Genomic DNA, 14,274 nt, shown 5'->3' on the forward strand with positions numbered 1-14,274 from the left:
ATATTAACTGAGTGGACGCTAGGATGGCGGTGAAGGTGGCGTGCGCCACGCTGTATTTGCGCGGAGGCCCCGGGGTGACAGGCTCGCGTAGCCCAGCGGCCGTAGCGCGTGCGAGTACGGTGCTGGGGAATCTACGCGCAGGGGCGGGGCGAGGACGCAGCGCCGGTTCGTCATGGGCGCACACGCTTGCCGAGCGGTGCCGCCAGTCGTACCTTTGGGAAGAGGCAGCGGTCCTGATGCTCACAGATCGGTGGGAATGGGCGGCCTCCCTAGTGGAATCGGGCGGGTGTATCACGCAGCTCTGCCCCCAGTACCCTGCACGCTGGCTTGGTACGCGAAGGGCGAGTGCTGGGAGTGGCCCGGGCGGTGTGTTCGGGGAGCTTGGTGGCTTTGGTACGTCGGGTGTGGTCAGTACTTGTCGTGGGCTGGGCTCCGCGGCCCCTCCCGTGATGTATGCGCGCGGGGACCTCACTTCGCTCGGAGGTGGAGTGTCCGAGGCGGAGCGGTGGAGCGGCATTGCCATCGTTGGCTCCCGCGAGCTCAGCGCCGCAGAGATCGCGTTCGCGCGCGCGGCAGGCGCGGCTGCGGCCGGGCTCGGCGCAGTCGTCATTTCGGGCGGAGCGGCGGGAGCAGACCGCGAAGCTGTGCTAGGAGCGCTCTGCGCCGGTGACCACGATACGAGTGCAGGGTTGGGTGCGTGCGAGAGTGGTCGTGAGGGGGTCTCGGCGGATGGGCGGGCGGGTGCGCGCAAATCACTATCCCGGTGCCACGCAGTCGAGATCTTGCCATGCGGATTCGATCACGCCACCCTACGGGAGGGCGTGGTGCAGGTTACCCTCTGGCCCGCCTCCACGGCGTTCAGTACGGCGGGGGCGATGGAGAGGAATGTGCTCGTCTACGCCGCCTCGGAAGCGGCAATTCTGGTAGCAGTGCGGCACGGCGCGGGCGGAACGTGGCATGGTGCGTGCGAAGCCTTACGCCGTAGGCTGTGCCCCTTGCTGGTCCATTCGCCCCCTACCGCGCAGCCGGGATCCGGCACCGCTGCATTCCTGGCGATGGGCGCAGTCGGGCTCCCCACTTCGCTGGAAGTCGAGTCCCTCCGCGCGGGCGTCCTCGAGTCGTTGCGGCGCTCCCACTGCCCGGACGGGTCGCTCGCAGAGTTTTTTGGTGAAGAAGACGTCCCTCAGCGCGTGCCCGTCGGGCCCGGCTTATCCCCTCAGTCTGCGTAGCTGGCCTACAGCCCGAGCTTGGACCAGAGACCGTCTACCCGCGCCTTCACGTCGTCGCTCATGCGGATCAGCTTCGGGAAATCACGGTGGAATCCGTTCTCGCCCGGCCATTTGTGGGTGCAATCGAACCCGATCTTGCCGCCGAACCCTTCGTAGGTCGCGGCGTGATCGAGCTGGTCGATCGGGCCACGTGAGTGCAGTACGTCGCGCATCGGGTCGCAGTTCGCGCCGAGCCGGAACAGCACTTCCCCCACGTTCTGGACATCGCAGTCTTCATCAAAGATGAACACCATCTTGGTGAACGAGAGCTGCCCCAAACCCCAGATCGCATTCATGACCTTGTAGGCGTGGCCAGGGTACTTCTTCCTGATCTTCACGAAGGCGATGTTGTGGAAGCATGCATCCACCGGGAGGTTCATATCGAGAATCTCGGGGACGGTGAGCTGAATCATTGGCATGAAGATTCGCTCGACCGCCTTACCCATCCAGCCGTCTTCCATCGGCGGGACGCCCACAATCGTCGCGGGCCACACCGGCTTCTTGCGCATGGTCATGCACGTGACGTGCAGCACCGGAAAGTCCTCTGCCAGTGAATAGTAGCCGGTGTGGTCGCCGAAGGGACCTTCGAGGCGCTTCTCGGTCGGATCGACGTACCCTTCCAGTACGATCTCGGCATCGGCGGGGACCATAACACCGACCGTTTTCGCCTTCACCAGCTCGACTTTCTGGCGGCGCAAGAATCCCGCGAAGAGCATCTCGTCGATACCCGGTGGTAACGGCGAGATCGCGCAGAAGTTGTAGACCGGATCGCCGCCCAGCACCACTGCCACCTCGAATCGCTTCTTCCCCGCGGCAGCCGCGTCTTCCATCTGGCGCTGTCCGGTCTTGTGCATCTGCCAGTGCATCCCGCACGTATTCCGGTCATACAACTGAACCCGATACATGCCCACGTTCCGTTTGCCCGTGTTCGGGTCGTGCGTGAATACGAGCGGCAGCGTGACGTACGGCCCCCCATCTTCTGGCCAGCACGTGAGGATCGGCAACTTGGTGAGATCGATCTCATCTCCCTGCATCACCACCTCTTGGCAGACCCCGGTCGAGACCGTCTTCGGCCCGACCGTCTTGATTTCGCCACCCAGTTCGAGCGCCATCTTCAGCTTCTCACCGAGTCCGCGTGGCATGTTCGCTGGTGCCTGCAGCAGCTTTCGCAGTCGATCGGCGTGCTCCTCGAAGTCGTCAGACGAGAGCGCCATGGACATGCGGAGGCGCGACCCCATCGTGTTGATCGCGACGGGCATGTCGTAGCGGACGCTACCGGACGGGGCGTGCTCGGGATGGATCGAGCCGTAGTTCATCACCGCACTCTTAGGGTTAGGGGTGCCGCATCGGTGGGGCGGCCCGACGACCTGTTCGAACAGTAGCGCGGGACCGTCCGATTTCATCACTCGATCGGCGATCTCCGTGATCTCTAAGTACGGGCTGATCGGTTCCGTGATCCGCTTCAGTTCGCCGTTGGATTCCAAGGTCTCCAGGAAGTGTTGAAAGTCACGGTAGGCCATAGATCACCTCAGTTTACGGAAGTCGGACCCCGCCCGTCTGCACGTGGGGGCGCGCCAAGCCGAAGATCAAGGATGTGAAGCTGAGATCCTGGATGGGTTGCGCAGTGGTGGCGCTGCTGATGTCTGCCGCGGGATGCCAAGAGCAAGACGTGGCGACGGAGCGGGGTTTCTCCAAAGTTGATGTGGCGACCGACGAGCCCACGCCCGCGTGGACCGAAGTTCGCGTCCCGCAATCTGGCGTCGCCATGCAATGCCCCCGGACGTGGTGCTGGCGAGAGCCCGACATCCTCCTAAACTGGATGATCGTCGCAATGCCCGCAAGTTCTGGCATGACGAAGTTCCGGGTCCCCTTCAACTACGCAGACTTACGCATCTTTGACACGCTCAGTGCGCGAACCCTGCGGGTCGATGCCTACGCCGAGGTCTTCGTTCACCCCAGCCGGGGCAGCGCTCTTGGTGCGGTACGCAAAGCCGCCGAGAAGCGGTACAGCATCGAGCAGGCATTTGCGTTGGACGACGAGCCCGTCAGCACACCCATCGGGCCGATGATCCGTCTCGTTTACACCGCCGACCGCAAGGCGATCACCGGCAAGACCGTCCGCTTCGCCGTCGAGCGGTATCTGGCTGCGACGGAGGATTGCGTGGTCGATATCGGATTCTGGGCGCCGTTACGTCAGTTGGAGGACTATCAAGAGACTTTTGATCGGATGATCGCAAGCTTTCGCATCCTAACGCCGGATCCGGCTGGCGCACTCGTCCTACCCGAAGGCCCGACCCTCCCCAAGAACCGCGTCCGGGCGGTCCCCATCGTGGACGAAATCAAGAACCGCGACCTCCTAAACCTTTAGTTCGACGAAGGGGACTCACCGGGTATTCTTAGGGGCGAAGGGTTGCGATCTGCAACCCGAATACCCCGCTATGAGCACTCCCTCTACCACTTCGTCGTCACCGCTGCTGCATCGCATCCAGACTAAGGAGGCGGTCGTTGCCGTCGTCGGTCTCGGCTACGTCGGGCTTCCGTTCGCAGTCGAGAAGGCGAAGGTCGGGTTCAAGGTCCTCGGGATCGAGCACAATCCGATCCGCGCGGGCCGCGTCAACGCGGGCGACAACTACATCGGCGACGTCGACAACGCCGAGCTGAAGCAACTCGTGAGCGAAGGGTTCATCACCGCCACTACCTGCTACGACCGATTGCCTGAGTGCGACGTGATCGTGATCTGCGTCCCGACGCCGCTTGACAAGAACCTGGCGCCGGACCTTCAGTACGTGCGATCGGTCACGATGGAAGTCGCCGCTAAGCTGCGCCCCGGTCAGCTCGTGAGCCTGGAATCGACCACGTACCCGGGCACGACCGAAGAAGTGATGCTCCCGATTCTGGAGCAAGCAAGCGGTCTGCGCGTGAATCAAGATTTCTTCCTCGCCCACTCACCCGAGAGGGTCGATCCCGGCAACAAGCGGTACACGACCAAAAACACCCACAAGGTCGTCGGCGGTGTCGGCCCAGAGAGCCTGGAAGTCGCAGTCGCGTTCTATTCAGCGACGATCAAGCACGTCGTGCCCGTCTCATGCGCCAAGGCCGCCGAACTGTGCAAAGTGTACGAGAACACCTTCCGCGCGGTGAACATCGCGATGGTGAACGAGCTCACCAAGCTGTGTGATCGGATGGATGTGAACGTGTGGGAAGTGCTCGACGCGGCCTACACCAAGGACTTTGGCATCATGCCGTTCTATCCTGGCCCCGGAGTCGGCGGACACTGCATCCCCATCGACCCGCACTACCTGGAATGGAAGGCGAAGGAATACAACTTCAGTACCGAATTCATCGCCCTCGCGGGCCGCATGAACCGCTCCATGCCGGAATTCACCGTGGACAAAGCCGCACGCGTCCTGAACGATGCCGGCAAACCGATGCGCGGTTCGAAGATTGTGATGATGGGGATCGCTTACAAGGCCGATCTGGACGACTGGCGCGAGTCGCCCGCCATTGACGTGTACCAGTTGCTCGTCGGACGTGGCGCACAGGTGACCGTCGTGGACTCGTGGGTTGAGGAGTTCGAAACGCACGACCGACTGGCGATCAAGACCACGCCTTACACCGACAGCCTCGTCGCCGACGCCGACCTCGTCATCGTCACGACCCAGCACGCGAACGTAGACTACGCCAACATCGTTGCCCAGTCGAAGCTCGTTTTCGATACGCGCAACTCCTGCAAGAACATCGCCGACCCCAAGGTGGTGCGACTGTGAAGCTCCTCGCGATCGGCGCAGGCAAGTGGGGCCAAAACATCGTGCGCACGCTACACGGTCTCGAAGTTCTCGGCGGGATTCTGGACGGGTCAGAAGCGACCCGCGCGGCCATGAACGCGACTTATCCAGAAATCCCAACGTACCGGGACGTCGCCGAGGCGCTGGCCAATCGGCAATTCGATGCGGTCACGATCGCGACTCCTGCAGAAACTCACGCCGCCGTCGCCGCTCAGTGCATCGAAGCGGGGCTACACGCTTTTGTGGAGAAGCCGCTGACTCTGAACAGCACCGACGCGGACCGACTGTGCGCCCTGGCGAAGGAGCATGACCGGGTGCTCATGGTCGGCCATCTGTTGCTCTACCAACCGGCCGTTCAGTACCTGCGACGCGCTATATCGGAAGGGCTTATCGGAGACCTCGTCTCGATCCACCAAGAGCGGCTCAATCTCGGTCGCGCCCGCGCCGTCGAAAATGTGCTCTGGAGCTTGGGAGTCCACGACGTCGCGGTGGCGATGTTCCTCGCCGATTCGGTTCCAACATCGGTCACGGGCTCCGGGCTCGCGACGCTGACCGACGGCATCGAAGACGACTTCTACCTCCACGTGCGGTTCGACAGCGGGGTGCAATCACACCTCCACTGCTCGTGGCTCTGGCCGGAACTGCGACGCCAGACGATCGTCATCGGCACCGAAGGGATGCTCACTTACAACGAACTCGAGCAAGCGGCCGTGCTCAGCCGCAAGCGGATCGACGCGAACCTCCAGAATGTGGACGAAGGACAGGAAGAGGTCTTCCGGGGGGCAGGCGAACCCCTCAAGCTTGAACTAGAACATTTCCTCGATTGCTGCCAGAACGGCACTCGACCCAATAGCGATGGAGACAGCGCGGCCCAGGTCGTCAGAATCTTAGAGCAAGCTTCCCCCACCGCACCGCGCTCGGTCGTGACCCAAGGATAAAACTATGGCGACTCTCGCACCTGAACAAACCCCCTACTTCGCCCACGAGACGGCCATCGTCGATGACGGTGCCCAGATTGGGGCCGGAACCAAAATCTGGCACTTCAGCCACGTCTGCGCCAAAGCCGTGATTGGTGAGAACTGCGTGTTCGGTCAGAACGTGCTCGTGGCAAACAACGTCGTCATCGGGAATCGGTGCAAGGTACAGAACAATGTCTCGCTCTATGAAGGCGTGATCCTCGAGGACTTTGTGTTCTGTGGACCGTCGATGGTCTTCACCAACGTCCGGACGCCCCGGTGCGAGTTCCCACGCAACACGAGTGCGGACTACGCCACCACCTTGGTCAAGCGCGGCTCCAGCATCGGTGCGAACGCCACCATCGTCTGCGGGGTAACCCTCCATGAAGGCGCGTTTGTCGCCGCGGGAGCGGTCGTAACCCGTGACGTCCCGCCCTTCACCATCGTCGCAGGGGCCCCGGCCCGGCCGCTCGGTTATATGAGCGCGTACGGTGACCGAATTGAATTCACCGGCGCAACACTCACCGATGCCGAAGGACGGAAGTACCAGTCGGCCACGGATTCGACCGGTGACGAGTACCGACTCTACGAAGACGACTCGATCGTCCGCCGCTTTCCGAAGCAAACGCCCTAACCACCACTATGAGCACCGAAGCAGTTACCAAAATCCCCGTTCTCGACCTCAAGCCTGAAATCGCCCTCATCCGCGACGAGCTGATGGAGGCGATTACCTCCGTCATCGACAACACCCAGTTCATCATGGGCCCGAATGTCAAGGCGTTCGAGCAAGAAGTCGCCGATTACATGGGAGTCGATCACGCGGTCGCCCTGAACTCAGGAACCGATGCGCTGATCCTCGGAATCCATGCCTTGGGGCTGAAGCCGGGCGACGAGGTGATCACCACTCCGTTCACGTTTTTTGCCACTGGTGAAGCGATCAGCCACTTCCACGCGACTCCGGTGTTCGCAGACATCGACCCACGCACGTACAACATCGACGTCAGCAAGATCGAGGCGCTGATCACGCCCAAGACCAAGGCGATCTTGCCGGTCCACTTGTACGGCCACTCGGTCGATATGGACCCGCTGATGGAGATCGCCAAGAAGCACAACCTCAAGGTGCTCGAAGACTGCGCGCAGAGCTTTGGCAGCGAGTACAAAGGCAAGAAGACCGGCGCGATCGGCGATGGTGGCGCATTCAGCTTCTTCCCGAGCAAGAACCTTGGCGCATTCGGCGATGGCGGCATGTTCATCACCAACGATGCGGCGGTGGCCGACACCGTGCGCATGCTACGCGTCCACGGCGCTCGCAAGAAGTATTACAACGAGGTCGTAGGCGTCAACTCGCGACTCGATGAGATCCAAGCGGCGATCCTCCGCGTCAAGTTCCGCTACATCGACGAGTGGAATGCGTTGCGACGCCGAGCCGCAGAGCGATATAGTGCCGCGCTCGCAGGCATCGATGGCGTCCTCGCCCCGACGGTCGAGGAGTACACCAACCACGTCTTCCACCAGTACACGATCCGGATCGAGGGTGGCCGACGCGACGCGGTCCAGCAGCGATTGGCGGATGACGGCATCGGATCGTTCGTTTACTACCCGGTGGCACTGCACAAGCTCCCGGTGTACAAGGATCTGCCGGTGGGACCACTTCCCGTTTCCGATCAGTACAGCACCGAAGTGCTCAGTCTGCCGATCTGGCCGACCATCGAAGAAGCGACCCAGCAGCGAGTCGTCGATTCGATTCGACGGCCGCTTCTGGGCTGACGCAGCTCGAATTCAATGGCTGCCGTGCGCAGCCATTGAATTCTTTTGACTAGTTTCTGTTTACTTTGCCCTGACTTTGCGTCCAAGCTACTATTATGAGGTTCACCGCACCGGAACAGCGCAAGGTCAAGTTAGCCTTGGGTGCGGTTAGAATGGCCAAGGTCGGCCCTCGATCCGAGTTCGCCAAGAACGTCCTCACTCTGATGACGGGGACGGGGATCGCCCAGGTCCTGCCGGTGCTCTTCATGCCGATCTTGGCTCGGCTCTATTCCGAGACGCAGTTCGGTCTGCTCAACCTTTTCACGCGTATCGTCAGCCCTCTGGGTGTCCTCGTCTCGGGCCGCTACGAGTTGGCGATTATGCTCCCTGAGGAAGACGAAGATGCGGTCAACATCTTTGCGGTCAGCGCGCTACTCAGTACGGTCGCGAGTCTCATTTTGCTACTGGGGATCGTGCTCTTTCATGGCCAGATTGTGGCCCTGCTGGAGTCGCCCGCCATCGGCCCCTGGCTGTACCTGGTTCCGATGATGCTGATCACCAACGCGGCCTATCAGTCGTTCAACTACTGGTTCAACCGCAAGCAGCAGTACGCTCGGCTCGCCCGTAACAAGGTCACGCGCTCGACGCTGACCCTGTTTGGTAAGGCCGCGCTTGGATTTCAGAAGGTCGTTGGCGGCGGGCTCATCCTCGGGGAAGTGTTGGGACAGGGGATCGCCACTTATCTGTTCTTTCGGCAGGCGCGACGCGAGGACGCCCATCGGTTCCGTGAGATCCGCTTCGACCGCATGCGCCACATGATGAAGCGGTATAGCGACTTCCCCAAGTTTTCGGTCCCCGCGGATTTGGTGAACGCAGTCTCGCTGAGCCTCCCCACGTTCTTCTTGAACGCAGCTTTTGGCGACAAGGTGCTGGGCCGGTTCGGCTTCACACAGATGATCTTCGCGGCTCCGTTGGCAGTCGTGGCGGCCGCTTTCGCCGACGTCTTCAAACAGCGAGCGAGTATCGCGTTTGTCGAGCATGGCGAGTGTCGTGCCCTTTGGACCAATACCGCCAAGCGTCTGCTCGCCGTGTCGATTCCGCTGTTTGCGTTGCTCTACCTCACCGCGCCCTACATCGTCCCTCTGATCTTCGGTCAAAGGTGGGTGCAGGCGGTGCCGTTCATCCAAGCCCTAACGCCGTACTATTTGCTCGCCTTCATCGCCAGTCCATTGAGCCGAACCTTGATCGTAGCGGAGAAGCAACGCTGGGATCTCGTGTGGCAACTCGTCCTGCTGCTGTTCGTGGCCATCACGCTTACCAATGGCGTGCGAACTCACGATCCCGTGTACACCATGGAGACGTACGGCTGGGTCTACGCTTCAATGTACGCGGTCTATCTCGTCATGTCGTACCGATGCGCTTGCGGCCGAGGTGCGCAAACCGCTTAGCGGCGGTATCCTCAAACCGATCATGATCGCCATCGTGGATTATGGGATGGGCAATCTTGGCTCGATCAAGAACATGCTCTGGCGTCTTGGCCACGAGTCCGATATCACGCGCGATCCGGACGTGATCGCCAGCGCATCGAAGATCATTCTGCCGGGGGTTGGCGCATTCGATCGCGCGATGGAGAATCTCGCGAACTACGGTTTGATCGAACCGCTCAACTATGCAGCACGTGAAGTCCGCAAGCCCGTGCTCGGCATCTGCCTGGGGATGCAGCTCCTGACCGAGGGGAGCGAGGAAGGTGTCCCAACGCCTGGATTCGGTTGGATCGCGGGACGAACGATCAAGTTTCAGTTCGAAGGCGAGCAGCTGCGACTTCCGCACATGGGTTGGAACCGAACGATTCCTGTGCGCCACCACCCGCTGTTCGAAGAGATGCACGATGACCCCCGTTTCTACTTTGTGCACTCTTACCGTGTTCAGTGCGCGCGCGAGGAAGCGGTCATCGCCCGTGCTCGGTACGGCTTTGAGTTCGACGCGGTAATCGGACATGAGAACGTGATGGGGACGCAGTTCCACCCCGAGAAGAGCCACAAGTTCGGTTTGCGGCTGCTGAAAAACTTTGCCGAACTGGAGGTCCCATGGTTGGCACCCGCGTAATCCCGTGCCTGTTGCTGTGCGGCACGCGCCTGATGAAGACGGTGAAGTTCAAGGACGCCCGGTACTTGGGCGATCCGCGCAACGCGGTGCGCATCTTCAACGATAAGGAGGTCGATGAGCTCGTCCTGCTCGATATCCTGGCCACTCGAGAGGGCAAAGCGCCGGTCGAGGAGCTCATTCGCGAGATCGTCAGTGAGGCGTTTATGCCCGTCGCATACGGCGGAGGCATCACCACCCTGGCGCAAGCGAAGCGCATCGTCCAGCTCGGGGTCGAGAAGGTTATCCTCTGTTCCGCTGCGATCCGCGACTTGGAACTCGTGCGTCAATGCAGCGCAGACCTGGGAGCGCAGAGCGTCGTGGGCTGCATCGACGTCAACCGCAACATGCTTGGCAAGGCCGAAGTGTGGACCCACGGGGGCACCGTCAATACCAAACAGGACCCCGTCGAGGTCGCCAAGCGGCTTGAGGACTCGGGGGTTGGCGAGATCATCGTCAACGCCATCCATCGCGATGGCCTCATGAAGGGTTACGATACCGCGCTGATCAAGAGCATCTCCAGCGCAGTGACCGTTCCCGTCGTCGCATGTGGAGGCGCAGGGAGCATTGAAGATTTTAGGTCCGCGGTCGATGCTGGCGGAGCTTCTGCTGTCGCGGCAGGCAGCTTGTTCGTCTATCAAGGGAAGTTCAAAGCAGTCTTGATCAACTTTCCGACCCAGTCAGAGCTTGAGTCGGTACTCCAAACGCGCTAAAATAGAAGATTCATGCACCCGGTTCGCCCCTACCAAATCTGCACGCGCTGCATCATGGATACGTCCGATCCATTGATTGAGTTTAACAGCGCCGGGATTTGCAACCACTGCCGAGGCTACGAGCATCAAAAGCAAACCATGGTGTGGGACGAAGAGACACGCGAGACGCGGCTTCAGGCCCTCGTGGGCGCGATTCGCAACTCCGGTAAGAAGCACGAGTTTGACTGTCTGATCGGCGTGAGCGGAGGCGTGGACAGCACCTACGTGGCCTACCAGGTGAAGAAGCTGGGGCTCCGACCCCTGGCCGTGCACATGGACAACGGCTGGAACTCCGAGCTCGCGGTCAGCAACATCAAGAAGACGCTCGACACCCTAGAAATCCCCCTCGACACCGAAGTCTTGGATTGGGAAGAGTTCAAAGACTTGCAGTTGGCCTTCCTGAAGGCGAGCACGCCGGACTCTGAAATCCCTACCGATCATGCGATCACCGCGGTGCTCATGCAGCGGGCGCGGCAACACGGCATCAAGTACGTGATCATGGGCTCGAACGTGAGCAGCGAAGCGATCATGCCGTCCAGCTGGTCCAACGGCATCCGCGATTGGAAGTATATCAAGTCGGTTCACGCCCGTTTCGGCACCGTTCCCTTGCGCTCCTTCCCACGCTTCACTTTGCTACAGTTCATCTTCTCCCGGACCGTCTACGGTCTCCGCTGGGTCAACATCCTGGACTCCATCGACTACGACAAGGCCCGCGCCATGAAGGTCATTGAGGATGAACTTGGTTGGGTCTACTACGGTGGGAAGCACTACGAGTCGATCTATACACGCTTCTTCCAGTCTTACATCCTGCCGCGCAAGTTCGGTTACGATAAGCGCCGCGCCCACCTGAGCACCCTCGTCATGTCGGGGACCATCACCCGCGAGGGCGCACTCAAGGCGATGGAAGAGCCGATCTGCGAAGAAGGCCTTTTGCGACAGGACAAGCAGTACGTTATCAAGAAACTCGGCCTTACTGAAGCAGAGTTTGAAGAGTTGATGGCGCGCGCGCCGCGGACCATCGCCGACTATCCGGCGTACGAAAACACATTGCTGCTGCGCGTGCTGCGGGCGTGCTACCGTCTTCCACGAACGCTGAAAGCGGCCTTGTCCAAGGCGAGCCCCGGGGGCGCGGCGTAGCACGCCTGGCTCGACTTCGCGCAAACATTGAGCGCCTGCTCAGTTTCCGGGCCGCCCTGATCGTTCTGGTTCTTGTTTACGCCGTGATACTCAACCGCTCGTATGCGAGCGCCGAGACCGTCCTCTTTGCCTACCAGGGGCTCGTGTTACGGCCACCTCCCTTCGAGTACCTGCTACTCGGTTACGCGTTGTCGGCGCTTCCAGCCTGCTGGCTCCCGCTCCAACTCAGAGCGCCGAGTCATCTCGCCATCTGGATCACGTACGTGACCTTGATCGTGCCGATGACGTTCTTTCCGTACCACGTCTCGAAGTACCCACCCGAGCGAGTGACGATCCTCGTACTGAGCATGATGGGCGCGTTCATGATGTACGCCTTGCTCCTGCTGAACCTGCGACCGATTCGGATCCGTCCGATTCCGTTTTCGCACCGCAGCATGTTTTGGGTGCTCCTCATCGCGACCGGCGGGCTCGCGCTGGCGGTGGCGGCCCTCAACGGTTTTCGACTCGAACTCTCGCTGGAAGACACCTACACTCGGCGGCTGGAGGCCCGCGAGACGGCGACGAGCGGGTCGCTAGCGGGCTACGCCTTGGCCTGGCTTGCTGGGTCGTTTGCCCCTCTTTCGATCACGTACGGCCTGATCCGGAAACGATGGTTACTCGTCGCCACGGGAGTGGTTGGCCTGATGGCGATCTTCTCTTTCAGCGGCACCAAGTCATCGCTGTTCACTCCGATCATCGTGCTGCTGCTCTTCTGGCTCGTGCGAACCGGCCGGCGCTCCTTCGCCCCAACGCTGATTCTGGGTGCGACCGCCCTCGTGTGGATCAGCATGTTCCTGTGGGTCAACAAGGGCAACCCGATTCTTTCCGAGTCGTTTTCTCGCCGACTGATCATCTCTAAGGGGGTCTCAACGACTTTCTATTGGCAAGCGTTTGAGCGCGAGCCGATGATGATGCGCGATTCGATTTTCGCCCGTTTGATCGGACGACCCGACGTCCTCCCGAAGTCCCGGATCATCGGTCGCGACTATGGCTTTGGAGTGGACGAGAACTACAATGCGAACGCGTGGGCGTCGGCGTTCGGCAATTTCGGCTACCCCGGCCTCCTGCTGTGCAGCCTCCTTTGCGCCATTCTGCTGAAGTTGGTCGACGGGCTCGCAAACGAATCAAGCTTTGAGCTGGCCGCCGTGTCGGGAGCGTTCTTTGCCATTGTCTGGGGCGAGCAAGCGGTGGAAACCACGCTGCTGAGCTCGGGCGTTGTGGTCACCCTCGGATTGCTGTGGCTACTGTCGGGCTGCAAAGCGACCCGCACTGCGTCCCCACCCGCGCTCACCGCGGAGGCCGCCGGTGCCTAAGCGCGTCGTCCAGCTCTGCTCGGCCCACCCATCCACCGACGCCCGAGTCTTCCAACGTACAGCGGTTCCTCTTCGAGAGGCTGGCTACGAGGTGCACCTGATCGCGACCGATCCTGCCGCGCAAGCGTACGATCACCACGGCGTCACCATCCATCCGATCCCGCACATCGACAGTTCGATGGCCCGCATCAAGCGACGTGACATGGTCGCAAACATGGCGATGGCGTTGAACCCCGACGTCATTCACTTACATGAACCGGAGCTCCTGGGGGCAACGCTCGCACGCGCTGGCAAGACCCCGGTGATCTACGACGTACACGAACTGTTTTTCGAGGTCCTCCGTGACCGAGATTGGGTGCCGAAGCCGCTGCGCCCGGTGGCGAGCACCCTCTGGCGACTACGCGAACAGATGCTCCTCCGGAAATGCGCGGGGCTCATCGTGGTGACCGATCAGGTCGCCGAGCCATACCAAAAGCTACGCCCGGATCTGGTGATCCTGCCGAACTACGCGGACCTACGCGGACCGCTCAGTTTGCCAAAGGTCGAGCGAAGTGGACGCGACTGCATTTTCAACGGCACCCTGGATTTGAACCGGGGCATCCTCCAGCTCATTGACGCGTTCGGGATTCTGCGCGATCGCGGCGTCGAGGCACGGCTGCTGATCGCGGGCAAAGCCGACCAGGCGACGGCCGAACTCATGCGCGCTCGGGTATGCGACTTGGGCCTGGAAGAAGTCGTCACGCTCCAAGGGCCGTACCACCCCGCTGAGGGTCAAGCGATGGCCAATGCCGCCAGCATCGGCGTGGTACCGCACCTGCCTTCGGCGGGCAATAACAACGCAGCGTGGCCGGTGAAACTATTTGAGTACCTGGCCTTGGGCTTGCCACTGGTCGTCAGCGACCTTCCTCCCCACCACCACTTGCTGGACGGCCACGACGTCGCGCTCTTCTGCGACCCAAGGCAACATGAGTCGATCGCCGACCAGATCCAGCACCTTATCGAGCACCCAGACGAGGCCCGCGCGATGGGCGACCGCAGCCGCGCCTTGGCGCAGTCCCACTACGATTGGAACTTGGTTCGACCAAGGTTGCTTGATATATACAACCGAATTCTCACTCGCAACGGGTAAGTTTGGT

Annotated in this window: 12 protein-coding genes; 11 read left to right on the top strand and 1 reads right to left on the bottom strand. The window is 61.2% G+C overall.

Annotated elements, in window-relative coordinates; all coding sequences use genetic code 11:
- Window positions 1-23: 23 nt before the first annotated feature.
- The gene (locus JNM85_04215) at window positions 24-1,229 is read left to right on the top strand and encodes a DNA-processing protein DprA (GenBank protein MBL8087260.1); all 1,206 of its coding nucleotides are present in this window, start codon (window positions 24-26) and stop codon (window positions 1,227-1,229) included.
- Between the two features lie 5 nt (window positions 1,230-1,234).
- Here JNM85_04215 and JNM85_04220 read toward each other — a convergent pair whose 3' ends face one another.
- The gene (locus JNM85_04220) at window positions 1,235-2,788 is read right to left on the bottom strand and encodes a menaquinone biosynthesis decarboxylase (GenBank protein ID MBL8087261.1); all 1,554 of its coding nucleotides are present in this window, start codon (window positions 2,786-2,788) and stop codon (window positions 1,235-1,237) included.
- A 74-nt stretch (window positions 2,789-2,862) separates the two neighbouring features.
- Here JNM85_04220 and JNM85_04225 point away from each other — a divergent pair, with 74 nt between their 5' ends.
- The 10 genes from JNM85_04225 to JNM85_04270 all read left to right on the top strand — a co-directional run bounded on the left by JNM85_04225 (window position 2,863) and on the right by JNM85_04270 (window position 14,267).
- Window positions 2,863-3,636: a hypothetical protein gene (locus JNM85_04225; protein ID MBL8087262.1), complete on the top strand. Its 774-nt coding sequence runs from the start codon at window positions 2,863-2,865 to the stop codon at window positions 3,634-3,636.
- A 70-nt stretch (window positions 3,637-3,706) separates the two neighbouring features.
- Complete coding sequence (locus JNM85_04230; protein ID MBL8087263.1) at window positions 3,707-5,035, top strand: nucleotide sugar dehydrogenase; 1,329 nt, start codon at window positions 3,707-3,709, stop codon at window positions 5,033-5,035.
- Entirely contained in the window at window positions 5,032-5,991 is a 960-nt protein-coding gene (locus JNM85_04235) for a Gfo/Idh/MocA family oxidoreductase (protein MBL8087264.1), read from the top strand. The genes JNM85_04230 and JNM85_04235 overlap by 4 nt, the downstream gene beginning before the upstream one ends.
- A 4-nt stretch (window positions 5,992-5,995) precedes the next feature.
- Window positions 5,996-6,643: an N-acetyltransferase gene (locus tag JNM85_04240; GenBank protein MBL8087265.1), complete on the top strand. Its 648-nt coding sequence runs from the start codon at window positions 5,996-5,998 to the stop codon at window positions 6,641-6,643.
- An 8-nt stretch (window positions 6,644-6,651) separates the two neighbouring features.
- Window positions 6,652-7,776, top strand: coding sequence for a DegT/DnrJ/EryC1/StrS family aminotransferase (locus JNM85_04245; GenBank protein ID MBL8087266.1), 1,125 nt, complete (start codon window positions 6,652-6,654; stop codon window positions 7,774-7,776).
- A gap of 1,299 nt (window positions 7,777-9,075) precedes the next feature.
- A complete protein-coding gene (gene hisH, locus JNM85_04250; GenBank protein ID MBL8087267.1) occupies window positions 9,076-9,861 on the top strand; it encodes an imidazole glycerol phosphate synthase subunit HisH in 786 nt (261 codons plus the stop codon).
- Window positions 9,843-10,610 (top strand): imidazole glycerol phosphate synthase subunit HisF, encoded by a 768-nt coding sequence (gene hisF, locus JNM85_04255; protein ID MBL8087268.1) that lies wholly within the window; start codon window positions 9,843-9,845, stop codon window positions 10,608-10,610. Before hisH ends, hisF begins: the two co-directional genes overlap by 19 nt.
- 12 nt (window positions 10,611-10,622) lie before the next feature.
- Entirely contained in the window at window positions 10,623-11,786 is a 1,164-nt protein-coding gene (locus tag JNM85_04260; protein MBL8087269.1) for an N-acetyl sugar amidotransferase, read from the top strand.
- Window positions 11,720-13,138: a hypothetical protein gene (locus JNM85_04265; protein MBL8087270.1), complete on the top strand. Its 1,419-nt coding sequence runs from the start codon at window positions 11,720-11,722 to the stop codon at window positions 13,136-13,138. Before JNM85_04260 ends, JNM85_04265 begins: the two co-directional genes overlap by 67 nt.
- A complete protein-coding gene (locus JNM85_04270; protein ID MBL8087271.1) occupies window positions 13,131-14,267 on the top strand; it encodes a glycosyltransferase family 4 protein in 1,137 nt (378 codons plus the stop codon). The genes JNM85_04265 and JNM85_04270 overlap by 8 nt, the downstream gene beginning before the upstream one ends.
- Window positions 14,268-14,274 lie beyond the last annotated feature (7 nt).

Origin of the sequence: Chthonomonas sp. (genome assembly GCA_016788115.1) — a bacterium.
Lineage (GTDB): Bacteria > Armatimonadota > Fimbriimonadia > Fimbriimonadales > Fimbriimonadaceae > UBA2391.

Excerpts from the sequence above, each read along its gene's own strand:
- JNM85_04215 (MBL8087260.1), top strand. The coding sequence starts at position 24 with ATGGCGGTGAAGGTGGCGTGCGCCACGCTGTATTTGCGCGGAGGCCCC.
- JNM85_04220 (MBL8087261.1), bottom strand. The coding sequence starts at position 2,788 with ATGGCCTACCGTGACTTTCAACACTTCCTGGAGACCTTGGAATCCAAC.
- JNM85_04230 (MBL8087263.1), top strand. The coding sequence starts at position 3,707 with ATGAGCACTCCCTCTACCACTTCGTCGTCACCGCTGCTGCATCGCATC.
- JNM85_04240 (MBL8087265.1), top strand. The coding sequence starts at position 5,996 with ATGGCGACTCTCGCACCTGAACAAACCCCCTACTTCGCCCACGAGACG.
- JNM85_04245 (MBL8087266.1), top strand. The coding sequence starts at position 6,652 with ATGAGCACCGAAGCAGTTACCAAAATCCCCGTTCTCGACCTCAAGCCT.
- hisH (MBL8087267.1), top strand. The coding sequence starts at position 9,076 with ATGGCGTGCGAACTCACGATCCCGTGTACACCATGGAGACGTACGGCT.
- hisF (MBL8087268.1), top strand. The coding sequence starts at position 9,843 with ATGGTTGGCACCCGCGTAATCCCGTGCCTGTTGCTGTGCGGCACGCGC.
- JNM85_04260 (MBL8087269.1), top strand. The coding sequence starts at position 10,623 with ATGCACCCGGTTCGCCCCTACCAAATCTGCACGCGCTGCATCATGGAT.